The sequence below is a fragment of the Paenibacillus abyssi genome, from assembly GCF_014640295.1.
In the GTDB taxonomy this organism is placed as follows: domain Bacteria; phylum Bacillota; class Bacilli; order Paenibacillales; family Paenibacillaceae; genus Paenibacillus_D; species Paenibacillus_D abyssi.
This window is the reverse complement of record NZ_BMGR01000001.1, coordinates 475,518-501,804: the sequence shown is the minus strand read 5'-3', so window position 1 is coordinate 501,804 and position 26,287 is coordinate 475,518. Positions and strand designations below refer to the sequence as shown.

Here is a 26,287-nt window from a genome sequence, read left to right as displayed (position 1 = left end):
CTACTCCAATAGTGACATTTTCTCGGACGAGTTAGGGTGACATTTTCTCAGACAATTGACAGCGAAACAATCAGTTAACCTAAAGACAGCAGGCGAATGGGCTTCCCTTTCTAACCTAACGTTCATTAAAAACCGTCCAATTCCGCCGATATCGCGTACAAACAAGAAATAGGTATTCACCTTTGTTTCCTTCGATGAGTAACTTATTGTTGGTACCACTTTAATTAACGGAGGAATCGACGTGGGATACTTTGTTACTGTAGAGCCAGGTGTTAATTTATATGTGGAAGATATTAACCCAAGAGGAAACAAGACCATAGTGTTTATACATGGCTGGCCGTTAAGCCATAAACAGTTTGAATATCAATTTAACGTTCTTCCCGCAATGGGATACCGTTGTATAGGTATTGACTGGAGAGGGTTCGGTAAGTCGGATAAACCAATGAGTGGCTACAATTATGACCGATTGGCAGATGATATTCATACTGTAGTCAGTGCACTTCAATTAGAAAATTTCACGCTAGTGGGACACTCCACAGGCGGAGCGATCGGGATTCATTATATGGCCCGGCACAATGGTTACGAAGTATCCAAACTTGTTCTTATTGGCGCTGCAGCTCCCATAGGCTTTACAAAAGAAACTGCTAACAGACTACTTACTGAAACATTAAATGACCGACCTAAGATGATGCGGGAAGTAACAAACACCTTTTTCTTTCAGTATATAACCGGCCCATTCTCAGACTGGTTTTTTCAATTGGGATTAGAAGCAGCAGGTTGGTCAACCGCGGCAATCATAATTTTACTAAGAGATGAGAAGCTTGATGCTGAGCTACAAAAGATATTAGTCCCTACTTTAATCATTCACGGTATTCACGACAAAGTGATTCCGTTTGCACAAGCTCAGCAACTAAATCAAAATATAAGAAATTCACAGCTTATCCCGTTTCAATACAGCGGTCATGGACCATTCTGGGAAGAACGTGATAAGTTTAACCAGTTATTGATACAATTTATTGGCTGATAGTTCTCTTTAGCTACCATGAAACGAGAGCTGAATAACCCTTACCACGAGACTGCCGCTGAAAAGATTGGCAGACTAATTCCGCTAACGGACGTATGCGTCAGTCGGCAGCCTTCTGCTGATATTCAACAATTGGACTTGTTATGTTCAAATGTGTAATGTTTTCGAATTTTCAAAATTAATGTTTACCTCACAAGGGTTATTTGATAATATAATCACAATATTCAAATGTGATGAAGAGAAGAGTAAATAAATGAATTCTTTCACAGAGAGCTCCGGTAGCTGAAAAGGAGTAAGAGTTCCTTATTGAAAAAAGTCTCAGAGCAGCACAACGGAACCCAAGATAAAGGGGGATGGTGTGTCAGGAGCTCCTGTTACAGAGCTAGAGTATAAGCATTACAGGGTAATGCCGTACTTGAAGAGGCTAATATGGTGACATATTAGTGAATCTAGGGTGGTACCACGAGGATACAAATCTCGTCCCTAAGACTGACCAAGTCTTGGGGGTGGGATTTTTTTTATTGGTGCAAAGAAATACAGTTTACATTCAACATAAGGTACACCCAATTAGACTGTTTGAATAGTTATTTTAAAAGATCATACCATATAGAAGGGATTGAATATCTTATGACAGAAAAATTGAAGGTTGGTATTGTAGGAGGAACGGGCATGGTGGGTCAGCGGTTTGTTCAGCTGCTGGACCAGCATCCCTGGTTCAAGGTAACGGCCATTGCAGCTAGTAGCGGTTCGGCAGGTAAAACTTATGATGAATCCGTACAAAACAGATGGAAGCTGTCCACTCCGGTTCCTGAAGGTGTGAAAAATATCATCGTTCAGGATGCTTCGAAGGTGGAAGAAGTTGCCTCTCAGGTCGATTTTGTTTTTTGTGCAGTCGATATGAAAAAACATGAAATTCAAGCGTTGGAAGAGGCATACGCAAAGACGGGCACGCCCGTTGTTTCCAATAATTCGGCTCACCGCTGGACACCTGATGTCCCAATGGTCATTCCGGAGATCAACCCGGGGCATCTTGAAGTGATTGCTGCACAGAGAAAACGGCTCGGAACCCCGACTGGATTTATTGCTGTTAAGCCTAACTGTTCCATTCAGAGCTATGTGCCGGCACTCCATGCACTGCTGGATTACAAACCAACAAAAGTGGTGGCATCAACGTATCAGGCGATATCTGGAGCTGGTAAAAACTTTACCGATTGGCCCGAGATGTTAGATAATGTTATCCCTTATATTGGCGGCGAAGAAGAAAAAAGCGAGCAGGAGCCACTGCGTATATGGGGCAGTATTGTAAATAATGAAATTATTAAAGCAAGTGCACCATTAATTACAACGCAGTGTGTACGCGTTCCTGTATTGGATGGACATTTGGCTACAGTATTTGTATCGTTCGAGAACAAACCATCGAAAGAAGAAATTCTCGATCGCTGGCTGCAATTCAGAGGACGGCCGCAGGAGCTTGGCCTGCCAAGCGCTCCAAACCAGTTTATCACTTATTTTGAGGAAGAGAACAGACCGCAGACGAAACTTGATCGAGACATTGAGCGCGGTATGGGAGTTTCAGCGGGTAGGTTGCGTGCGGATTCCATATACGATTATAAATTTGTAGGATTATCTCATAATACATTGCGTGGAGCAGCGGGCGGTGCTGTTCTGATCGCCGAACTGCTTAAAGCTGAAGGATACATTCAGGCAAAGTAGAAACATGAACACAATCATTCGAATAGCTAGACAAAACAACTAACGAAAAACGATAGCAATGCCAAGAGGGCTGCCACGTGGCAGCCCTCTCGCTTCGCTAACTGACAGGAAGCGGAACAATTACACAATACCCGGGTTGGCTAACAGAAGGTCTTCGGTGGTTTCCCAGAGACGTGGTAAGAAGTGAATGACATTCTCGGCGCGACGAATAATTGAGTCCGAAGAGGTGATTCCAAGGTCGGCAACGATCGCGTCAAAGGCCGGAGCGAGTTGAAGCTGCAGATCTGGGGCGTCAACAGCCAGAATCTTGTGGCAACGGGCAAAGGTCGCAACGATCCAGAATAGTGCTTCGCGGTGATAGCCGGCGCGGATGAGTTCTCGACTTCCGTCGATTGCAATTGGTCTGGCTGTGATTGTGATATCGGTACTAAAGAAAAATTGTGTCTTGGCTTTTGCTGTTGTAACGTCAAATGTTCGGGCGAGCTCGTCGAGGTGATGTTCGACGTGCCGAGGAGTCAAATGATCGCAACCAAGCAATCTCAATAATTCTGGATAGAAGTCGATGTGACCATACTCATTAAGCACGTTGTGAGCGGCGAGGTAGCGGAGTCGTACAGTGGGGTTGCGAAGTGCTGCTACAAGAAGGACGTGTGTAGTTATGCCGGTCGGAAACAGCCATGCCGTTATCTGGTCGTGCCATGGTGCGGAGATATCGATTGCCCGCAACCCGTACTCAATCTTCTGCCGAGCGTTCTCGCATCGGCGACGAACCCATACCCTTTCAGCAAAGTGTTGAGAGACCTGTGTTTGCACTCTACGCAGTTTTCCTGTGGGGTCTGAAATGATTGTATCCATGCGTAAACTGCCTGCAAGGTGATAGGACGTCAAAACGTCCTCGATAGAAGCGAGCTGATTCCATGACAGATACGTGATCTCAATCAACGTAGTACGGTAGACGAACTTCCCAATCTTGGGAGGAGGTTCCGCCTTTTCGGTAACAACCACAACATCGATATCGGAAGCCTCAGACATTACCAACTCATCAGGCAGCCCAATCGTCGAGCCGCTGAAATACGCCCCCATGAACCCTGCTTCCGTACTAGCGTGCTGCATAACCCACTCTGCCGCTGCAGCTCGAGCAGTCCCAACTCTCATGAATCATCCTCCTTAATATTCATGCCAAAGAAATTACCTTTTCGGAATAATTTGAATGACCTTATTATAAAACTTTATCTAAATATTGGTAGTCTGTTTATTTTTTAAAAAATGATTTATTATATGGGTATAAGACAAAGTGGCGGATGAGCTTCTTTCTACCATTGTTCCACAAAGAAAGGGCCATCCCAATGGGTGGCCTTTAAACTTGCCGTTTAAGATGGCGCAGAGAAGTAACTTTTCCTCCGCACGGTAATGCCTTCAATATTGCAACATACCTCCATATCCCACCGTCATAAGCCATTTACCATTGATTTTTTATGAAGGTAATGATGAAAGAGTTGAAATGGTGGTAAAGGAACTGGCAGAATAACACAAGGGAAGGGTATAATAAATTGGCAGAAGCAAAACTAATTAAAATAAGTCAATAGAAATAAAGGTGATACGATGACAGAGGAAGAAGCAATAATAGAAGCAGGATGGAACTTCGACAACAGTTACGCTCGTCTGCCGGAATCAGTTTTTACCAGGATGAACCCAACCCCTGTACGCTCGCCGAAGCTGGCCATTCTTAATGAACCTTTGGCAGCAACTCTTGGGTTGAACGTCCAAGCGCTGCAAAGCAATGATGGCGTAGCGGTGCTAGCCGGCAACCGGGTTCCCGAAGGCGCTTTGCCTCTTGCCCAAGCTTACGCGGGTCATCAATTCGGGCATTTTAACATGTTGGGGGACGGCCGGGCTCTGCTCCTTGGCGAACAGATCACTCCCCTGGGTGAGCGGGTCGATATTCAACTTAAGGGTTCTGGTATAACGCCATACTCCCGCAGGGGCGATGGCCGGGCCGCACTTGGGCCGATGCTGCGCGAATACATCATTAGCGAAGCCATGCATGCGCTTGGTATTGCTACCACCCGCAGCTTAGCGGTGGTGACAACCGGTGAGTCCATATTCCGCGAAATTGAGCAGCCTGGAGCAATTTTGACCCGCGTCGCAGCCAGTCATCTGCGCGTCGGCACCTTTCAATACGTTTCACAGTGGGGCACAGTTCAGGATCTCCGGACCCTGGCTGATTACACATTGCACAGACATTTTTCAGAAGTTGACGCTGATGAGAACCGCTATATTTCACTGCTTAAGGAAGTAATCAAGCGTCAGGCCGTGCTGATTGCAAAATGGCAGCAAGTTGGCTTTATTCACGGGGTGATGAACACCGACAACATGGCCCTTAGCGGAGAAACCATTGATTACGGCCCTTGTGCCTTCATAGATGTCTATGACCCGGCAACGGTGTTCAGTTCCATTGACATTCATGGCCGCTATGCTTATGGTAATCAGCCGCGTATTGCCGCCTGGAATCTCGCGAGATTTGCTGAAGCTCTGTTACCGCTGCTGCATGACAACGAGGAGAAGGCAGTTGAACTGGCCGAGAATGCGATTTCCGATTTTGCCCAGCTGTATCACCGTAATTGGCTAGCGGGAATGAGAGCAAAACTCGGAATCTTTAACGAAGAACAACAGGATGAAGACCTTATTGAAGAGCTCCTCAGTATGATGCAGAAATATCGTGCGGACTATACCAATACCTTCCGTGCGTTAACTTTTGAAAAGCCGGAGGATACGGTCCTGTCTGGCACCGCGGAATTTACACAGTGGCAGGAGCTGTGGCAGGCGAGACTGGGCAGGCAGCAGGAACCAAAAGCCTCCTCGTATCAGTTGATGCGCAGCAGCAATCCCGCACTAATCCCTCGCAACCACCGGGTAGAAGAGGCACTCGAAGCCGCGGTGAAACAAGGAGACTACAGTGTGATGGAGCGGCTTCTTGATGTTCTTTCGAGCCCCTACGCGCACTCCCCAGAACAGGTTGATTACTCCACATCGCCTTCACCATCAGACCGTCCCTACCGAACCTTTTGCGGGACCTGATATAGAAGCAATAGACTGACTAATTATCGTAAAAAACTTGACTTTCACGAGCACGGTTTTATGAGGAAGGGAAAGTTAAGATGTACTAACGCCGGATAAACAAGATTGCGAAGATGCTGGAACAAGGAACAGAGCGCAAAGAGTTTAGCCGCCCGAAAGGGCGGCTTTACTGCTGCCCTTAACCTCGGTACGATACCGCGTGATCAAGTCCGGTACATTTCCTTTATCGTTTTGATAATGGTGTATTGGATTTCCTGCAGCACATCATTTCTATAAATAATCGAGATTGGTGTATCCGGCAAAGGTGGTGTCAATATGATTTCTTCCAACTCGCGATGTTGCAATTCCACTTCAACAATACTTTTTTGCAGAAAAGAAATGCCGAGACCGCTATTGACCATCGTTTTGATCCATTCCAGATTCTTGATTTCAATCGTGTTATATTCCTTCAAACCGTGCTTACTGAAAAAACGATCGATGATGATGTTTTTGTTGGACGCTTTTGCAAACACGATAAATTTTTCATCCGCCAGATCCTTAATCTTTATAGGACCCAGTTTGACGAGAGGATGGTGGGGAGCGGCGACCAGCACTGTTTTTTCCATTGCGATGGGGATAATGGTATAGGACTCATCTGTTGCTTCCGAATCAAGAAATATGAACCCGACATCGGTTTCTCCTTTTTTGATATCATCGACGATTTGCATTGTTGTACTTACGTTCACATTAAACTCAATATCCGGAAAATGTTCATAAAGGGATTTTAAAACGCCTGGCAAGATGAACCGGCCCACATGGTTGGGACAGGATAATCGCAGTCTGCCGACGCCCCGATAGCCCGATTGCAGCACTTCATTCCCCTTCAGAATCGAGCGCAGTCCTTCCTTATAGAAGGGATAAAGTTTTTTTCCTGCATCCGTTAAAACAGCCTTTTTGCCACCGTTACGTTCGAACAAAACCGTATTCAATTCCTGTTCCAATTTCTGAATACGCAAGCTGATGGTCGGTTGGGAGATGTGCATTGAACTGGAAGCTTCTGAAAAGCTTCCCATCTCTACAACCTTTAAAAAGGCTTCTATGTATTTCAGTTCCACTGGACACCCCTCCAAATATTTAAAAACCATATAATTAATATTGGAAAATACAATTATTAAATCTTTCAAAACATCAATATACTATAACTATGAATGCAGCAGCTCACTTCCAATAGTAAGCGCTATCATTTATTTTATTAATGTTATTTGCTGATGTCACGAAATTTCTCTCAAAATGGTGAGTGGAAGGATGAGGACAATGGAAGAACAGTTCGAGATGAAGGAATGGATGAAATCGATACCCGAATCGGAATTCCGGAATTATGTAAAATCCGGGCACAGAAGACCTTTAACGATGGGGAAAAATCCAGCGCTTGTCGTCATTGACGTTACAATCGGATTCGTAGGTTCCAAGCCGCAGCCGCTTGAGGAAGCATTAAAGGAATACTCTTCGGCTTGTGGAGACGCATTTTGGAAGGACGTGCCGCAATATCAGCGTTTGATTGCATTATTCAGGGAGAAGAAGTACCCCGTGATCTTTACAAGAGCTGATCGCTACAATCAGCAGTTTGCGGGGAAGGCGACAAAAGCGGTTCGTCAGATCGACCCGAACGATCCTTACTTCAATGAATTTCCTGCAGCCGTTTCCCCGCTGAAAGAGGAGTGGGTGCTCGATAAAACAAAAGCAAGCATGTTCTTTGACACCTCACTAAACAGCTACCTTGTCAAACACCAGATCGATACGGTTGTTGTATGTGGCGGCTCTACCTCCGGTTGTCTCCGGGCATCGGTCGTCGATTCGTGTTCACACGGGTATACCACATTTGTGGTGGAGGACTGCTGCTTCGACCGTTCTTATTTTGCTCACTGCGCGAATCTGTTTGACATGGATGCCAAATACGCATCCGTACTGTCTTTAGACGAGCTCGAACAGAAAATGGTGTCGATTGATCAAGATGTTCCTTCTCTATCCTGATGTTTAGGTGCAGCAATAACATTCAACACAGGGGGAATTGTAAACGATGAAACATTACCGTCAAACAGGGATACGCCGCATCATTTCCGTATGGATAGCAGTATGCTTGTTTACCTTCCTTATCACAGCTTGCGGTCAGTCCAGTACGAATTCAACGCTAGGGGTACAACAATCTGCACAAGCCGGCAGCCAGGAAGCGGTCTCTCCCTTTGAGGAAATTGCCTCGTATGAGGGAGCGGACAGAGAACAATTCCTGTTGGAAAAAGCAAAACAAGAGGGTGAGATCAATTTGTATACCTCAATGAGTGCACCGGATATTGAGCACATTGCTAAAGCATTCACCGACAAATATGGCATTAAGGTTAACATCTGGAGGTCGGGCTCTGTAGAGGTCCGTGCTCGTGTCGTCACTGAAGCGGGGGCAGGCAAGCTGAATATCGATATGGTGGAGGCGGTGGGGCCGGACATTGAGGCGATTCACCAGGAAGGCTTGTTACAAAAGATAACTTCGCCTTATCATAAAGATTTAATGAAGGAAGCTGTTCCCCCACATCAAGAATGGGTTGCCGCAAGAATTAATCTGATCGTTCAAGCTTATAATACCAATAAAATAAAAAAGGATGACCTTCCGAAAACCTATGAGGAACTGCTAGATCCAAAATGGAAGGGGCAACTCGGAATTGAATCGACCGATGATGAGTGGCTTGCGCCTTTGGCGATGGAATGGGGAGAAGAGAAGGGAATTCAATATTTCAAGGATTTGGTGAAAACAAACGGCTTGACCGTTATTAACGGTCACTCCCTTCTGACGCAGATGGTCGGAACGGGCGAGGTGCCGATCGGATTGACTGTATACAGTTATAAAGTGGATCAGATGAAAAGAGAAGGGCAGCCGATTGATTGGTTCGCACTTGATCCGGCCATCGCTCTGCCAAGCGGGATAGGCATAACCAAAAATGCCCCGCATCCCTACGCGGCAGCTCTCTTTTATGATTATATGTTGACCGAAGCTCAGCCGATTATGTTGGAGAGGGATATGACGCCCACTAGCACAAGTCTGGACACAGGGCTGCAGAACGTACCGATTAAGTTTCTGGATTCGGCCAACCTGCTTGCCGAGCTTGATAAATGGATGAATCTCTATGAAGAGATTATTGTAAGACAAAGTACAAAATAATTGACGTAGAACCGTATAGATTTCTATACGGTTTTTTTATCACATCGTAATGCAGTGCGTTGTGGACACTTTTTAACGGTTTACAAATAACTGCCATATAACTGTAAATAGATATTTTAATCTATAAATAATAGTGATACACTATATAGGGTTATTTTCTTCTAATTTTAGCGTATAAGGACGGTAAAAATGAGCAACAGAAAATCTAAAACAGACGTTATCTTAATTGGTGCCGGAATCATGAGTGCGACTTTGGGGTCACTGTTGAAAGAATTAGTACCGGACTGGGAAATTACAGTGGTTGAGAAGCTCGCAAACGCAGGAGAGGAAAGCTCTAACGAATGGAATAATGCAGGAACGGGGCACGCGGCACTGTGCGAGCTTAACTACACCGTTGAACAACCGGACGGATCCATAGATGTTAGCAAAGCCATAACTATTAATGAACAATTTCAAGTTTCAATGCAGTTCTGGTCTTATCTTGTAAACAGCAAGCTGATAAATAATCCGCAGGACTTTATCATGTCATTGCCTCATATTAGTTTTGTACAAGGAAAACAGGATGTAACGTTTTTAAAGAAACGTTATGAAGCACTATCTAACAATCCCTTGTTTCAAGGGATGAAATTTTCCGATGACCCGGAAAAACTGATGGAATGGATTCCACTTATGATGAAAAACCGTTCAACCAATGAACCTATCGCTGCAACAAAAATTGACTCTGGAACTGATGTCAATTTTGGTGCTTTAACACGCATGTTATTTAACCATTTAAAGAGTAAGAACGTCGAGATAAAATACAAACATAGTGTTGATAATATAAAACGTACTAGCGACGGGTTATGGGAATTAAAAGTGCGCAACGTCGATAACGGTAGCGTCGAACGCCGTACTGCAAAATTCGTCTTTATCGGGGGCGGAGGAGGAAGCCTGCACTTGCTGCAAAAATCCGGTATTCCTGAAGGAAAACATATTGGAGGATTCCCGGTAAGCGGACTATTTATGGTCTGTAATAATCCGGTTGTTGTAGAGCAGCATCACGCAAAAGTATACGGCAAAGCTAAGGTTGGTGCTCCACCAATGTCTGTTCCGCATCTTGACACAAGATATATCGACAATAAAAAATCGTTGTTATTCGGGCCGTTTGCCGGCTTCACACCAAAGTTTTTAAAATCCGGTTCCATGTTTGATTTGATCACTTCCGTAAAACCGGATAATCTCGTAACGATGTTGGCGGCAGGCGCAAAAAACCTTGCATTGACAAAATACCTGATCGAGCAAGTTATGTTATCGAAAGAAAAGCGCATGGAAGAATTACGGGAGTTTATCCCGAACGCCAAAAATGAGGATTGGGATTTAGTCGTAGCGGGCCAGCGTGTGCAAGTTATCAAGGATACTGCTGCAGGCAAAGGAACGCTACAATTCGGTACGGAAGTTATTAGTGCCGCTGACGGCTCGATCGCCGCATTGCTCGGCGCATCTCCGGGTGCTTCTACCGCCGTTTCCGTCATGCTTGAGGTCATAGCAAAATGCTTCCCGCAACATATAAAAGCCTGGGCACCGAAAATAAAAGAAATGATTCCTACTTATGGCGAATCACTAATGAATAAACCAGAGCTTATCGAAGAAATTCAGACTTCAACAGCGCAGACGCTTGGTCTAAGCGAAAACCTGCCGGTACAGACAGCTCGCCGAACTGTATCATAAGTTTGAGTTAATTTCTGTATGATTTTTTAGATAACTTTTTTTAAAGCAATTATGTATTCTCAGTTATAGATATCCATAGATGTTGTTATGACATCCAGTCAGGGGTTCGCAGAAATGCGAATCCTTTTTATGTATTCGGAGGTAGAAATGCTTATAGATATTGTAGTCTATGCAGAAATTATCGGATGAATTTGTCCTGGTACTGGCCGGGCGGAATTCCGAAGTGCTGTTTGAAGACATACGAGAAGTGCTTAACGCTTACATAGCCGATCTTCTCAGCAACGTCATAGACCTTTACCGCGGGTTTCTTTCGCAGTAGGGAGGCCGCATACTCCATGCGGACGCGCGTCAAATATTTGATATAGGATTCTTGTGTATTCTGGTGAAACAAGCTGCTTAAATAGCTATAGGAGAGCCCCATCTTCTCTGCAATATGACCCAGACTAATAGGTTCGGTGAAATTCTCCATGATATAAGCTTTTACTTTTGTTACAATCTCATGTTCGCTGCTTTCCGGTGCATGGAGAGGACGTTCCTGCTGTACCTCGGCATACACGCTTTCCAGCATTTTGCGATATAAGGAAACCGCATCAGCCGAGCTGTATTTCTCCGGTCCGGATAATGTTTGCTGCTTCATGATTTGCAATGCGGCACCGATCCGTTCCTGAATCGTTTCCTCTGGGAAGACGCGTCTCACATTCTTTAATATATATAGGCCAATTAGAACCAGTTTCCTTCGATCCATCGGCTCCAGTTCTTTGGCAATCAACTGAAGCGAAGCGTGAAGCTTCATTCCGAGGTCTTCCGCGGAGGCAGCAGGAAGGGTTGAGACCGCTTTTTCCAGTCTCCGTACCCTCAGATGCAGTTCCGTGTCATCCATGAACAAGGTCCCGGTTTCCTTCGGTTCCGTAAACAAGAGCCGCTTCATCGCTTGAGATGCTTTACGGTAGGAGAAGATGAGCTGCAGAACCTCCATTTCCGGAGAGCCCAATGCCCCATGCAGATGGAGATTCGTCATCTCAACTATTTTCCGCGACAACTCCTCGAATAAATCTTGGCAGCGATGAAAGACATCGGTTGCGTCATCGCCGGCCACAAACAATACCGTTCGCTCCTCATTGTCAATAAAGGGAATTGTCCCCGGGCTGGAGGCTGTCAGCTCGTTTGCGGTCTGATGCACAATATAACGGTATAAGGCCTTGTGACTGGCTGAGATTTCGCGTTCGAACAGCTGGCTCTCGTCCAGGTCCACAATCATGATGGCTCCTTCTGCGTCAAGCAAGCTGATCTTTAACCGATGCAGCATAGGATACAATATTTTAATTTCCATATTGTTGTCAGAGATGACAGCGCGCAGAAAATTTCTGGCCACCTGCTCCCGCGACTCCGTCGACAATGACAACAGTGATCGATAAGCCGCTTCATCCGATCGCTCGGCTGTCAGCTGCGAAGCAAGCTTACTTAAGACAGCGGTCACCTCCTCATTTACGATCGGCTTCAGCAAATAATCATGAACGCCATGCTTCATCGCTTCCTTGGCCATGAGAAATTCGTCGTATCCGGAGAGGATGACGGTGTGAGGCCTGGAAGGTCGTTCGGCCAGTTTCTGCACAAGCTCGAGTCCTGACATGCCCGGCATCTTGATGTCAGTTACGATCAGGTCGAAGACTTCTCCTTGATCAAGAAGGGCCAATGCTTCCTCTCCGTCGCCGGCTTCGCCGGCGCATAACCACTGCGGGTGCATCAGGCTTATGTTTGTCTTGAAAAATTGCCGCGTTAACGGTTCGTCATCTACAATCATCAGCTTAAACATCGCATGCCTCCTTAGGTGCCATATTAGGAATCGTAAGGACCACTGTTGTTCCTTCATGAATCGAACTTGAGATGCTTAACCCGTATTCCTGCCCGTAACGCACCTTGATTCGTTGATTTACATTGACGAGCCCGATGCCGGAGCTGCTTCCGTTACCGCCGCTGTCTTCTTCCAATCCGTCGACTTTTCGCTGAAGGCGATGCAGCGTCTCCATGTCTATGCCTTGGCCGTCGTCCTTTACTGCAAAAACAACACGGTTTTGAACGATTTCGGCAGTGACGGTAATCGTTGTTGGCCCTTTTTTTCGCTCACAGCCGTGCAGGACAGCATTTTCCACCAGCGGTTGAAGCAGCAGAGCGGGGACGGGATAACGTTCCAAGGCGCGATCGACCGCAATGTGATAGGAGAGTCGTCCCTCGTATCGGCTGCTTTGGATGCTCAGATAAGCATGAAGCAAGTCCACTTCCTTGTACAGCGGTATTTCCTTGTCCCATTGCGACATGCTTCGCAGAATTTTGCTCAGCTCATGAATATGTTGATTCGCCTTGTCCGGCTTGCCGGATTGGATCGACAAACTGATCATGTTGAGCGTGTTAAAGATGAAGTGGGGCTGAATCTGGCTGAATAAGGCGTTGATCTGCGCTTCCTGCTGCAGCAGTTTGGTTTCATAAACCTCGCGCACCAGCGTCGTATTCTCTTGCAGCATCTCGCCGATTCGTTTGACTAAGCGATTGAAGGCGGATCCCAAATAGCCCATCTCATCTCTCCGGCTGCTTTGAAAGGTCACGTCCAGCTTGCCTATTTCTACTTCTTTCATAAGCATCACAATGGATAAAAGCGGTTTTAGAAAGTACCGTACATAAATCATGAGCAGCAGGATAAAGACGAGCGCGCTGCCAATAGAGAACATCAAGGCTCGATTGCGCGTTTGGATGGCTTCGCGATTCATCTCTTGTACCGAATTAACCGCAACAATCTTCCAATTGGTCCTGGGAATAGCAGATGTATTGTATAAGTAATTATCATTGTTAGGAATATCCTGAGACAGTGCAGATAGCGCCGTACCCTTGTGCGTTTCATCAGAGGCATAAATAAATTCATTATATTCGTCAAGGATGAATAATCCGCCTCCCCAACCCATCTCGGCCCGGTCTACAATTTCCACGATGGCGTTATAGTTGGCGTCCGCTTTGATCACACCCAAGATGTTTTGCGTATTGCTTATGCTTCTGAGCTGCTTGATCACTGAGAATACCTCCACACTGCCTTTGCTTCGGACGAACTCATTATTACGCGCAGGCACAAAGATATATTCCTGGGAAGCCAGCGCTTGTTTGTACCAGTCGTAGGCTTCCAAGCTCTCATCCGGAACGAGATTCGTAGGCAAGCGGGCGCTGGAGTAAATATGGTCGGTAACAATCGATACGCGCAAAATATCCTCGCGGGGATAAATCATGATTTCATCCAAATAATTTTCAATCAAACGCCGTTTCTCCAGCTGCTCCAGCTCCGTTTCCCCGGGAGGTTCCTCAAGCGCCTTCATGATGCCGGCATTTCGATAAGGGGATAGGGTCAACCGGTACAAGTCATCCAGATACGTATCGATATTCAGAGCAGCCTGATCGATGATTTGCTGTACTCTTTCTGAGGACTGGCGCTGAAAATCACGGGTGTATTGAATATAAGAAAGATAGGATTCCAAGAAAACCGACAGACAGAGCAGGAGACAAGACATCACGGTCAGCTTGGACATCAGGCTCCATTCACGGTAGTGTCTAAGACGAAAAGGAAGTTTAATAGGAATCCCTCTTATCTTTATTAGATATTTACTAGTCAAATTAATTTTATAGGATATTATGGACAGATTGTAAAGCACATCTAAAAAAAGCGTACCAAAATCGCGAATATCAGGTATTTTAAGAAGTAAGGATGAAGAGTTACGCTAGAGAGGCAATAGACAAACAATTTATGGGGAGGAAATAAAGTGAATCGACGTCTTATTTCATGGTTGATGTGTGCCGTATTGGTTATCATGCTTGTTGCGGGTTGCAGCTCGACCGGCAGCAGCACAGCCGGCAATACAAGTAACGGGGAGAATGCCGCTGCGGCGAATGACACGAACGTTACGAACAACACGAACGACTCCGCGACAAACGAGCAGAAAGAAGAGGTAACGTTAAAGTTTTTCACAGGTAAGGTTGAAACGATCGATCTCATAAATGAGCTGATCACAAAGTTTGAAGCAGAGCATCCTCATATTAAAGTAGAGCAGGAATACCAGAAGGATGCAAGCAACGTCATTAAAGTTAAATTCGCCTCGGGGGACGTGCCGGATATTACGACGGTTTATGCACAGGATTATGTCGATCAAGGCAAGTACCTGGATCTGTCCAATGAAGCCTTCTGGGCGCGCGTTCTGCCGGCTATCAAAGAACTGAACACCGATATCAAGACGGGCAAGCAATTCCGCGTTGCGACGAATGTGACGATGGCGGGCATCTTCTACAACAAGCAAGTGTTCGAGGAGCTCGGACTCAAGGAAGCGGCGACATGGGAGGAATTCAAGTCAAACCTCCAAACGATTAAAGACGCGAAGCCGGAAATGACGCCGATGTTCCTGGCGGGCAAGGATTCCTGGACGCTCGGACATCTGATCGAGTTTATGGCACACGGCGTCATTAAGCAGAAGCATGGAGTAACGGACGCAAGGAAGGCATTCATCAACAATGAATCCGACAAGCTTGAATTCGATGCGGCAGGCGGAGGAATTGAGGCTTTCGCCGGAAGGCTGCTGGAGCTGAAGGAAGCGGGACTGATTAATAAGGATGCCTTGACGGCGACTTACGATAACCAGAAGGAAGCATTCGCAAGCGGCCAGTCGGCGCTGTTCAGCCAAGGGATGTGGGTGCTTGGAGACCTGCTGAAGCTAAACCCTGACATGGCCGGGAATATCGGGTTTGCACCGTTTCCCGCCATTGTGGACGGTACGGAGCCCGTCGTGCTCTCCGCGGAGGATTCCGTGTATGCCATCACATCGGAGTCGGAGCATCCGGAAGAAGCGAAGCTGTTCTTGGAATTCCTGTTCCAGCCTGAGAATTTAAAAGCGTACAGTGAATTCTTGAAATCTCCTCCGGCATTCACGGATGTCAGTGCGGATTGGGGTCCGCTGAAGGATCAAGCTGCAGCGGCGCTGGAAACGGGCGTGAATATTGCGTTCACCGAAACACCTTCGGGCTTCTCAGGCGATGATGCAGGAAGAATGGTACAGGAGCTTCTCGCAGGCAAATACGCAAGCTCCGGCGATTTTGCCGCTGCTTATAAGGAAGCATGGGATAAAGCATGGAGTGCCACGAATAAATAGCAATCACATAACAGGAGAGAGAAACCATGCGAATATGGATTCACAAAATCAATGCTAATCTGCATCGTTATATGGCGCTGCCTGCAATCCTGCTGTTTGGTTTGTTTTTTCTGTATCCGCTTGCCCAGGGCATTGGCATCAGCCTGACGGATTCCAACGGCATGACTACTCCGAATTTTGTCGGGCTGCAGAACTTTATCGATTTCTTTGCGGATGACCGGGCCCGTAACGATGTGCGGATCACGATACTCTTTGCCCTTGGCAGCGCGCCGCTCCTGAATTTGTTCGGTCTACTATACGCGCTGTTCTTGGACCGGGGACTGCCGGGCAAAGGGTTCGTAAGAGCCGTCGTTTATTTGCCCGCCGTCATCAGCCCGCTCATTATGGGGTACGTCTGGTACTTCATTCTCCAGCCGGAGAGAGGTTATCTGGCTCATGTGCTGAAGGAGATCGGACTGGGATTTTTGGATGTCAATTGGCTGGGGGAGAGTTCTTCAGCGCTCGTCGTGCTCATCGCGGTGAATGTGTGGCAGTATGTCGGCATGACCATGATCGTTTATCTAGCCGGACTTCAAGGGATTCCCGCGGACCTTTACGAAGCTGCGACGATCGACGGAGCAAGCAGGTGGGGGGCTTTGCGCTATGTGACGCTGCCGCTGCTGTACCCGGCAATCAAGATCAATGTGGTCACGAATATTATCGGTTCCTTATCCGTCTTTGAAATTATCGTTGCTTTAACCGATGGCGGACCCGGTTATGCAACGGAGTCGCTTAGCATCTATATTCTGAGAATGCTATATGGAAGCTTTACGGGATATTCCACTGCCGTTGCGCTGATCCTGTTCCTGATTATACTGATTCCGGTTGTGCTCTTTCTACGAATCACAAGGAAATCCGAATATGAGCTGTGAGAGGGAAACGATATGAGCCCAGAATTAAGACAAGGATTAAAATATTTAATCGGCGGGATGATGGTTCTGATATCGATCATCCCGTTCTATGTCCTATTGTACCTTGCAATGAATACGCCGGCCGGCAGCATGTTTAAAGGCCTGTTCTTGCTGCCGGACTTTTACTTTACCAACTTCGTCGACGCGTGGAACGGCTCCAAGCTGGGAAGGGCGATGCTCAATTCCACGATCATTACTTGCTTGGCCGTGACATTGATTGTGTTTGTCGCCAGCGCAGCCGGCTATTCCATTGCCCGGTACCGAAGCAGGTTGAATCTTACAATATTCAACACACTGCTGGCCTGCATGATGATACCCGCAATCATTATTACCGTACCGCTATACAGCCTGATGAAATCGATTGACGGGATCAATACGTACTGGGCGATGATTCTGCTCACCGCCGCCAACGCTTTGCCGTTGTCCGTATTTCTCTATGCAAGCTTTATCCGTACGCTGCCGAAGGAGGTCGAGGAATCGGCGGTCTTGGATGGCTGTACTTACTTCACCGCATTTTACCGTGTGACGTTTCATTTCCTGCGGCCTGTAACGTCAGCAGTTGTGATCTTGACCGGGCTCGGTATTTGGAACAATTACGGACAAGCGGTGTTCTTCCTGCAGAGTCAGGAGATGCGGACGATTCCGCTCGCCATCAGCATGTTCTTTCAAACGTATGGCGCGAAGTGGAACCTGATGGCAGCAGCGGCTTTGATCGGCCTGGCTCCGGCGGTGTTGGTATTCTTACTGTTCCAACGTTATTTCATTAAAGGTATCACGGCTGGAGCGCTGAAAGGATGATGGATTTGGATCAAATTAGCGTACGAATACAAGATATATACCCCACCAAGGCACAGTTCCAAAGCGGGGAGAAGATTACGTTAGCTATTGAACTGGCGAACGATGGGGCCACGGAGCAAACCATGGCAGTAAGCTGTACGATCCGGGAACTGGATATGGAGGTGGGATTTCATTCTGTGCCATCGATTGCAATCTTACCTGACGATACCGTGACAGTATATATAGAGGCTGGGCCGTTTGAAACCGCATTCACTGGATACGGAGCTGAGGCAGTGCTGTCCATTGAGGGCATAGCAGCGGATTTGTCGACAACAGCTTTCGATGTCGTCTCGGATTGGCGGGTTGCGCCGCGTTATGGCTTTCTCAGCGACTTTGGCAGCGCTGAAGCCGGTGACAGGGAGGACGTGAAGTGGCTGGCCAAGCTTCACCTGAATCTTGTGCAATTTTACGATTGGATGTACCGGCATGATGACTTGGTGAGCGAAGACGATACGTATGTGGATCTGATGGGGCGGGAGGTGAGCCGCGCAGTCGTGGAGGAAAAGATTCAGTTTTGCCACGACTGCGGCATGAAAGCGATGGCCTATGGCGCAGTATATGCGGCCAGTAAGGAATTTGCCGAGCGGCATCCAGATTGGAGGTTATATACAAGCGCAGGGGAACCGTATGATTTTATCGGAATCTTCAACATTATGAATATTGCACCGGACAGTCCTTGGCATCGCCATATTGTGAACGAGTACAAGAGGGCTGTGAAGATTCTGGATTTCGACGGAATTCATATGGATACCTATGGTTTTCCTAAGACAGGCTGGTCGCGATTGGGCGGAGTGCAGAGGCTGGAGAGGCTTGAGACGCAGTTCGCACCATTGATTGAAGCGGCGAGAGCCGAGCTTTCAGAAGCAAAGAACGATATTGCGCTCATCTTTAACAACGTGGGCAACTGGCCTGTCGATCCCGTTGCCAGAACGAGTCAGGATGCCATATATGTGGAGGTTTGGAAGCCGTATGAACGTTACCATCATTTAGCGGATATCATTCGTTGGGCTAAACATTGCAGCGAAGGAAAGCCAGTGATACTCGCTGCTTACCTGAAGCCGTTTCGCGAACTAGGACCACTTGGCGAGGAGGGAGCTGAGCATGCATTCCGCTTACTGAATGCGGTGATCACGGCAAACAGGGCTTACCATTTGCTTCATGGGGAAGCGGGCGGCGTATTGACGCAAGGCTACTATGTCGATCACTCCAAGCTGAGACCGGATTTTATGGGCGTCGTACGCAATTATGCCGACTTCGGCGTGCGCTATGGTCATATTCTCTACGATAACAGACTGAAGGACGTGTCGATGACCCACGCCGACGGCGATAATTTGGAGTATCGGTTGGAAGGGTTTCCTTACAGCACCTACGGGGAAGCAGGGAAAGTATGGACGATGATAGTGGAATGCGAGTCTATGAAACTCCTTCATTTCATTAATCTGGTCTCTGCGGCGGATGACTTCTGGAATGAGCCTAAGCACGCGCAAGCTCCGGTCGAGCATCGCCTAGTTTCAGTTGCCTTGGACGGCGAAGTGGAGTCGGTTCTTCTCGCAAGCCCTGATGTAAACTACGGAAGACCGATTCCCTTGGATTACCTGATCGAGGTTACTCCGCGAGGGAAGGTGATTAGGCTGGAGCTCCCGCCGCTGCTCTATTGGGATATGGTGATTATACGAATAAAGCAAGCTGATTAGACCATTGTTCCTTATTAGCCTCCCTAGATGGGAGATTGCTATAACACGGGACAAGATTCAATATCTTGTAAAAGGAGAGATGTGATATGCGAAGAGTAAGTTGCCTGGTTGGACTGGTCATGTCGTTCGTACTCATTGCGATGTCCGGGATTGTGCCGCCTTCTGTGCAAGCTTCCGGGACAGGGATCATTAAAAGGGTGTACACCGACAAAGCGAGGTACAATCCCGGAAACGCGGCTTCAATCAAGGTGGAACTTACGAATGAATCCGGCGCTTCGTTTAGCGGAAATGTCGATCTTTCGATTCATCATCTGGAAACGCTATTGCATACCGACTCCTCTTCTATTCAACTTCCAAACGGAGCTTCCACCACAATCACATTCACATGGACGACGCCAAATACTGATTTTCAAGGCTACTTTGTTCATGTTGCAGCCGGCGCATCCACAGGTGCTACCGCAATCGACGTATCCAGCAACTGGACCCGCTTTCCTCGCTACGGGTACATGAGCGAATATCCTTCTGAAGCTTCCTCTGTTACGGACGCCAGAGTAAAGCGAACGATGGAGGATTATCACACGAATGCTTTTCAGCTATATGACTGGATGTGGCGCCATGAGAACAACATTAAACGTACAAATGGGGTGATTGACGAATACTGGACGGACTGGAGCGGCAAGCACACGATGTACTGGCAAACCATTCAGAACCTGATTTCATCGATGCACAACTACAATGCAGCTGCGATGCCGTATACGATGAACTATGCTGCGCTTCACAACTATGAGTCGATCTCCGGTGTAGACCCCAAGTGGGCGATGTATGAGGACAGCGCTCATCAGACACAAATGGGATTCGACTTCGTTGACAATGACCCCGATACGTGGCTATGGCTCTTTAACCCGGCCGATACCAACTGGCAGAATTACATCTTCGCCCAGTACCGGGACATGATCTCCACAGCCGGGTTTGACGGCATACATCTTGACCAGATGGGCGAGCGAGCCGACCCCTATGACTACTATGGAAACGTGATCGATCTGGATAACAGTTTCTCCGGATTTATAAATAATCTGAGGAGCAACTTGAACAGCAACAATATGAGCGACAAGGTCCTCACCTTTAACAACGTCGACGGCGCAGCGAATGGCTGGGCATTCGACGATGTCACGAAGAATGCGCAATACGATTTTACCTACACGGAAATCTGGGGCAATGCAAACGACTACATCGAGTTGAAGGCTCTTATTGACAAAGCAAAGCGCAATAATGGTCAGAAAGCGGTTGTGCTGGCGGCCTATATGAACTATGAGGAAAACACCGGCACCACGTATGAGGCGGAGTCTGCGACGCTGAACGGCGTTACGACGAACAATAATCATGCGGGTTATACGGGAAGCGGTTTCGTGGACGGGTTCGGTGATAACGGCGACTATGTCGAGTTTTCGATTCAAGTGCCGGAGGATGGCTGGCATGGCCTCGTATTCCGCTACGGAAACGATACGGGGACCAACAATTCCCGCAGCCTGTATGTGGACGGCAATTTTGTTAAACAAATCACCGGCTTCCTGGATCAGGACAGCTGGGGCACCTGGAAATTCGACGCTTACCACACCGTCTGGCTGACAGCCGGTTCGCATACGGTGAGAGTGGCGAAAGAAGCAGGAGATACAGGCTTCATCAACCTGGACAGCATGACGCTCGGTACGTTCAATGAGCCGTCCGTCCGCCTGACGGGAGCAGCCCTCGCGGCCTCCGGCGCTACCCGGATCGAGATGGGCGAGGGCGATCAGATGCTGGGCCATCCGTACTTCCCTAACCGGTCGAAGCAAATGCGCAGCAGTCTGAAGGAAGCGATGAAGAATTACTACAATTTCATTACCGCATACGAGAATTTGTTGTTCGATAAAGATGTGTTCAACAGTGACTCAGGCGCGCAATTCGTTGAGATCTCCGGCCAGCCGGTTGCGGGGAGCGGAACCGCAGGGAGCATCTGGCACTTCATGAAGCAAAGCGACAACTATAACATCGTGCACCTGATAAACTTGAAGAACAGCACCGATACCGATTGGCGCAATTCCGACTCGGCTCCGACGACGCTAACCAATTTGGCTACTAAAGTCTACATCGGTAATCAGGAATCCGTAACAGGCGTTTATCTGGCATCTCCTGACATTTCGCTAGGGGGCACGCAATCGCTCAGCTTCACGACGGGTACGGACAGCAAAGGCAAGTATGTTTCGTTTACAATACCTTCTTTACAATACTGGGATATGATTTATATGAAACGTGCCTTTACGACGCCTACAGACGATATTTACGAAGCGGAGGATGCGATCAAAGTGAATGTCGGCGTCAATACGAACCATGCCGGGTATTCGGGAACCGGTTTTGTTGACAACTTTGACAACAATGACGGCGTTACTTTCACGGTCTCGGCTTCTCAAGATGACGATCAAGTGCTGCGTTTTCGTTATTCCAACGGCGGTTCGGATGCGACGCGTGATATCTTCATAGATGGTAATTATGCCGGAACCATCTCATTTCCTGCAACCGGGAGCTGGAGCTCTTGGGCAACATCTGAATTGACGGTAAGACTGAAGAAGGGTATTCATACCGTTACGATCTGGAAGAACGCATCCAATATCGGAGCCATCAATCTAGATTACCTCGATCTCGATAAAACCTACATTTGGCAGTTCGACCGTCAGATCACTTCTGTACCGGCAGGTTATCGGATCACGTTCCGCACCGGCGCTTCCGGGTGGGTGCATCAAGGGGTGAACAATTGGCAAAATGTTGTGGATGTCAAGATGATGCCCAATGGATCTCAAGACGGTGGTCTGGATCATGAAATATCGGTTGGTCCATTCACCTCTGGAACAATAGTCGATTTCACCTTCCTTTGGGACGATAATGCGAATGGCATTATGGAACCCATTATCGATCGATGGGAAGGAACGGACTTCCATATCACAGTGAATTAATTCACGAAAGGTGGCGAACCAATGGGGAGCTTTTATAAGAACACGATGAGAAGTATTCTACTGTCGGGTCTCGCACTTGCGCTTTTCTGTTCTGTACTTGCGCCGTTTCCCATTCCACGGGCGGACGCATATGTCAATGCGCTCGGCAACGTGATTGGAACAACTGTAACGGGAGACACCCTCACGTTAACCATAGATAACGGAGCAGAGGCGAATGACGATACGCTCATATTCGATGTGTTGAAGGAAGATATCATAAAAGTATCGTACCGGCCAAACAATGTATCGCCTAGTCCCGACACCCCGATGATTGACCCGAATAAAACTTGGAGTGCCGTCGGGTCGGCCATCGATACATCGGGTGATCCAATCACGATTACAACAGCGAAGATGAAAGTGGAAATTGTTAAAAATCCGACTCGAGTTACGATCAAAAAAACAGACGGCACGACATTGTTGTGGGAGCCATCCGGCGGAGGCGTTTTCTACGATGGAATCCGTTTCATGCATAGCGCTAATCATAATATCTATGGCATCCGCAGCTACAATGCTAATGAAGCGGCACCGGATATTCTCAGAAACTCAAGCGATCATCCAGCTCACGCGGGTAATCAAGGGGACTCGGGCGGACCGCTGATGTGGTCGACGGCCGGATACGGAATCCTGGTTGACAGTGACGGAGGATATCCTTATACCGATACTACCGGCAAGTTGGAGTTTTATTATGGAGGCACGCCAACGGAGGGCCGCCGATATACAAAGACGGATGTTGAGTATTACGCAATTGTCGGCGAACCGGAGGAGATTATGTCCGGCGTTGCCGAGATCACAGGGAAATCGCCGATGCTGCCGAAGTGGTCTCTCGGTTTTATGAATTTTGAGTGGGACACGGATCAAGCCGAAATGACGGGCATGGTCGATATGTATCGCGCGAAGAACATTCCCATTGACGGGTACGGTCTTGATTATGATTGGAAGAAATACGGAGAATCAAACTATGGAGAATTCGCTTGGAACACGGCGAACTTTCCGGATGCCGGCCCGGCTTTCAAATCCGCCATGGACGCGAAGGGTATCAAAATGATCGGGATTACTAAGCCAAGAATTGTTACTCAAGATCACAACGGAAACAGAACAAGTCAGTATTATGATTCGGAAGCCGGAGGCTATTGGTACCCTGGCCATAATGAGTACCAAGATTATTTCATCCCCGTGCTGGTAAGGAGTATAGATCCTTACAATGCCAGCATGCGGTCATGGTATTGGGATCACTCAAAGGATGCTTTCGACAAAGGCATTATTGGCTGGTGGAATGACGAAACGGATAAGGTGGCTTCCGGGGCTGCGCAATATTGGTTTGGTAATTTCACGACGACTCATCTCTCCCAAGGGATGTACGAAGGGCAGAGGGCTTATACGAACAATGCGACAAGAGTGTGGCAGACGGCTAGAACGTTCTACCCCGGTGCACAGCGGTACGCGACGACGTTGTGGTCGGGCGATATCGGCGCTCAATTTGAAATGGGCGAGAAGGTGGGCTGGGCTTCGGGCATGAAAGAACAGCGCACCGTAATGCTTTCTTCCGTCAACCTTGGGCAGCCGAAGTGGGGAATGGACACGGGCGGATTTAATCCGTCTGACAGCAACCCGAGCCCTGAGCTATACGCCAGATGGATGCAATTTGCCGCATTGACACCGGTATTCCGCGTCCATGGTAATCTTTATCATCAAAGACAGCCTTGGCTTTATGGAAACACAGCAGAAGAAGCCGCCAAGAGTGCAATTCACTTAAGATATAAGTTGATTCCTTATATGTACGCATATGAAAGAAGCGCGTATGAGAATGGCAACGGACTCGTAAAACCTCTGATTTTTGATTATCCGACGGACCCGAATGTCAGCAACTACGTGGACGCTTGGATGTTCGGAGATTGGATGCTGGCAGCTCCCGTCGTTGACAAGGGCCAGACAGTTAAAAAAATCTATCTGCCTGCAGGAAGATGGACCGATTATTTTAAAGGTGATACGTATTCCGGCGGTCAGACAATCTCGTATCCTGTGAATGCCGAAACGTGGTCGGATATTCCGCTGTTCATCAAGCAAGGCGCGATCATTCCTTCGCAGGAAGTTCAAGATTATATTGGGGAAAGCGCGGTTTCGACGATCGAAGTGGATGTGTTCCCGGATACGGCAGCAACCAGCTTTACTTACTATGATGACGATGGAGCAACTTACGATTATGAAGACGGTGAAAATTTCAAGCAAACGATGACGGTACAGGATAAAGGAGCAAACGGTATTTCCTTCAACATTGCTGCCAAATCGGGTACTTATATCCCTGATGTTCAGGATTATATAGTCAAGATTCACGGCAAAGCCGGCACAGGGGTTGCAAGCAACAGCATGCCGCTTCCTGTTTATGCGGATCTCGCTGCTTTGAAAGCGTCGGATGGCGAAGGATGGGCCACAGGGAAAGGTATTTACGGCGATGTGACTTATGTCAAGGTAACCGCCGCCAGCTCAACTGCAAAGGACATTGTCGTAACCGGCAATGGAACCGTATCGGCGGCATCCATGAAGCTGGAAGCGGAAGAAGCTTCGCTTTCCGGGAATACGACAAGTACGAAAGCATCGGTTAATAACAACCATGCAGGCTATTCCGGCAATGGATTTGTAGATGGCTTCCATAACACGGGTGCTGCTGTTACCTTCTACGCGGATGTAACAGCAGGCGGCGATTACAATGTTGATTTGCGGTACGCCAATGCCACGGGGGCGGATAAGACGGTAAGTATATTCGCAAATGGAAAGCAGGTAAAACAAACAAATCTTCCCAATCTTGCGAACTGGAGTACTTGGTCTACCAAGAGTGAGACGATTCCATTGTCATCCGGCCGGAATGCTATTGCGTATAAATATTATAACGATGCAGGCGATACAGGTAACGTCAATATAGACTATATCTCCGTTCCATTCCATCCTGCCATCGCCAAATATGAAGCGGAAAGCGCAGCATTGTCGGGAGGGGCAAGTACGAATCAGAATCATAAGTTCTACAGCGGCAAAGCATTCGTGGATAACATGACTCTCGCGGGAGCAGCGGCTTCCTTCCAAGTGACCGTTCCATCGGCAGGCAACTATGAGGTTGCGCTGCGATATGCGAACGGCACGGGCACAACGAATACACTCAGCACCTATGTCAATGGTGTTGACGTTGTTCAAGCGAGCTTAACCAGTCCGGGAACGAGTTGGGATGTGTGGCAGGACCAGACGCAGACTTTATCCTTAAATGCGGGCAGGAACACCATCGCCTACAAGTATGATCTTGCTGACAGCGGCAATGTCAATCTGGATCGTATCCTGGTTTCATCTACACCGCCTGGAACACCATTATCTGAGGTGAATCTACTGGATAATCCGGACTTCGAGCGGAATGACGCATTGGGAAGCAACTGGACCGAGTGGCATCCTTCCGGCCAGGCCATTGCTTACGGTGTCGACAGCGGATCGGGATCTAACCCGCCGATGTCTTCATGGACGGGAGATAAGCGTGCTTACTTTTATTCCAGCAGTGCTTATCAGCAGAGCATACATCAGGTCATCAATGTTCCGTTAAACAACAGTAATTACAAATTTGAGGCTTGGGTCAGGCTGCAATATGCGACCCCGACGATCGCGAGAGCGGAAATTGCAAATTATGGAGGCAATGCAATCTATCAGAATATTTCAAATGACGGAGTATGGAAATATATCAGCGTTGATAACATTTACGTTACGAATGGACAAATCGATGCAGGATTCTATGTGGATTCCCCAGGCGGCACCGTACTGCATATCGATGACGTAAGAATTACCCGGAAATAAACTGTAAAATTAAGAGGAGCCGTCCCAAAAGCAGTTTTTTGCTACGCAGGGACGGCCTTGTCTTCAGAGTTT

Annotated in this window: 16 protein-coding genes and 1 other annotated feature; of the genes, 12 read left to right on the top strand and 4 right to left on the bottom strand. The window is 47.6% G+C overall.

All coding sequences use genetic code 11. The features are described from left to right. Positions 1–241: 241 nt before the first annotated feature. Both IEW11_RS02685 and asd read left to right on the top strand, forming a co-directional pair. Positions 242–1,024: an alpha/beta fold hydrolase gene (locus IEW11_RS02685; protein ID WP_188528730.1), complete on the top strand. Its 783-nt coding sequence runs from the start codon at positions 242–244 to the stop codon at positions 1,022–1,024. A gap of 224 nt (positions 1,025–1,248) precedes the next feature. Next, positions 1,249–1,512 (top strand) — a binding site (T-box leader). A 139-nt stretch (positions 1,513–1,651) separates the two neighbouring features. Beyond that, positions 1,652–2,737 (top strand): aspartate-semialdehyde dehydrogenase, encoded by a 1,086-nt coding sequence (gene asd, locus IEW11_RS02680; RefSeq protein ID WP_188528728.1) that lies wholly within the window; start codon positions 1,652–1,654, stop codon positions 2,735–2,737. A gap of 120 nt (positions 2,738–2,857) precedes the next feature. Here asd and IEW11_RS02675 read toward each other — a convergent pair whose 3' ends face one another. Continuing rightward, a complete protein-coding gene (locus tag IEW11_RS02675) occupies positions 2,858–3,892 on the bottom strand; it encodes a hypothetical protein (protein ID WP_188528726.1) in 1,035 nt (344 codons plus the stop codon). A gap of 447 nt (positions 3,893–4,339) precedes the next feature. Between IEW11_RS02675 and IEW11_RS02670 the strand changes: the two genes are divergently transcribed. Beyond that, complete coding sequence (locus IEW11_RS02670; RefSeq protein WP_188528724.1) at positions 4,340–5,815, top strand: protein adenylyltransferase SelO; 1,476 nt, start codon at positions 4,340–4,342, stop codon at positions 5,813–5,815. A 203-nt stretch (positions 5,816–6,018) separates the two neighbouring features. Here the strand turns inward: IEW11_RS02670 and IEW11_RS02665 are convergent, their stop codons facing one another. Next, positions 6,019–6,909, bottom strand: coding sequence for a LysR family transcriptional regulator (locus tag IEW11_RS02665; protein WP_188528722.1), 891 nt, complete (start codon positions 6,907–6,909; stop codon positions 6,019–6,021). Positions 6,910–7,108: 199 nt separating this feature from the next. Between IEW11_RS02665 and IEW11_RS02660 the strand changes: the two genes are divergently transcribed. The 3 genes from IEW11_RS02660 to IEW11_RS02650 all read left to right on the top strand — a co-directional run bounded on the left by IEW11_RS02660 (position 7,109) and on the right by IEW11_RS02650 (position 10,709). Continuing rightward, on the top strand, positions 7,109–7,825 hold the full coding sequence (locus tag IEW11_RS02660) for an isochorismatase family protein (RefSeq protein WP_188528720.1): 717 nt from the start codon (positions 7,109–7,111) through the stop codon (positions 7,823–7,825). A 46-nt stretch (positions 7,826–7,871) separates the two neighbouring features. Next, positions 7,872–9,002 carry an ABC transporter substrate-binding protein gene (locus IEW11_RS02655; protein ID WP_188528718.1) on the top strand — a complete coding sequence of 377 codons (1,131 nt, stop codon included), beginning with the start codon at positions 7,872–7,874 and terminating at the stop codon, positions 9,000–9,002. Positions 9,003–9,191: 189 nt separating this feature from the next. Continuing rightward, positions 9,192–10,709: a malate:quinone oxidoreductase gene (locus tag IEW11_RS02650; RefSeq protein WP_188528716.1), complete on the top strand. Its 1,518-nt coding sequence runs from the start codon at positions 9,192–9,194 to the stop codon at positions 10,707–10,709. A 178-nt stretch (positions 10,710–10,887) separates the two neighbouring features. On the opposite strand, the gene IEW11_RS02645 is transcribed toward IEW11_RS02650, so the two are convergent. Both IEW11_RS02645 and IEW11_RS02640 read right to left on the bottom strand, forming a co-directional pair. Then, entirely contained in the window at positions 10,888–12,522 is a 1,635-nt protein-coding gene (locus IEW11_RS02645) for a response regulator transcription factor (RefSeq protein WP_188528714.1), read from the bottom strand. Beyond that, positions 12,515–14,275 carry a cache domain-containing sensor histidine kinase gene (locus IEW11_RS02640; RefSeq protein WP_188528712.1) on the bottom strand — a complete coding sequence of 587 codons (1,761 nt, stop codon included), beginning with the start codon at positions 14,273–14,275 and terminating at the stop codon, positions 12,515–12,517. The genes IEW11_RS02645 and IEW11_RS02640 overlap by 8 nt, the downstream gene beginning before the upstream one ends. Before the next feature lie 231 nt (positions 14,276–14,506). Here IEW11_RS02640 and IEW11_RS02635 point away from each other — a divergent pair, with 231 nt between their 5' ends. From IEW11_RS02635 to IEW11_RS02610, 6 genes are all read left to right on the top strand, one after another. Next, positions 14,507–15,883 carry an ABC transporter substrate-binding protein gene (locus IEW11_RS02635; RefSeq protein ID WP_188528710.1) on the top strand — a complete coding sequence of 459 codons (1,377 nt, stop codon included), beginning with the start codon at positions 14,507–14,509 and terminating at the stop codon, positions 15,881–15,883. A gap of 26 nt (positions 15,884–15,909) precedes the next feature. After that, positions 15,910–16,794: a carbohydrate ABC transporter permease gene (locus IEW11_RS02630; protein ID WP_188528708.1), complete on the top strand. Its 885-nt coding sequence runs from the start codon at positions 15,910–15,912 to the stop codon at positions 16,792–16,794. 12 nt (positions 16,795–16,806) lie between these two features. Continuing rightward, the gene (locus tag IEW11_RS02625) at positions 16,807–17,631 is read left to right on the top strand and encodes a carbohydrate ABC transporter permease (RefSeq protein ID WP_188528706.1); all 825 of its coding nucleotides are present in this window, start codon (positions 16,807–16,809) and stop codon (positions 17,629–17,631) included. Then, positions 17,628–19,364, top strand: coding sequence for a glycoside hydrolase family 66 protein (locus tag IEW11_RS02620; protein ID WP_188528704.1), 1,737 nt, complete (start codon positions 17,628–17,630; stop codon positions 19,362–19,364). Before IEW11_RS02625 ends, IEW11_RS02620 begins: the two co-directional genes overlap by 4 nt. A gap of 86 nt (positions 19,365–19,450) precedes the next feature. After that, positions 19,451–22,351: a glycoside hydrolase family 66 protein gene (locus IEW11_RS02615; protein ID WP_188528702.1), complete on the top strand. Its 2,901-nt coding sequence runs from the start codon at positions 19,451–19,453 to the stop codon at positions 22,349–22,351. 21 nt (positions 22,352–22,372) lie between these two features. Beyond that, positions 22,373–26,215 carry a TIM-barrel domain-containing protein gene (locus tag IEW11_RS02610; protein WP_229724923.1) on the top strand — a complete coding sequence of 1,281 codons (3,843 nt, stop codon included), beginning with the start codon at positions 22,373–22,375 and terminating at the stop codon, positions 26,213–26,215. Positions 26,216–26,287 lie beyond the last annotated feature (72 nt).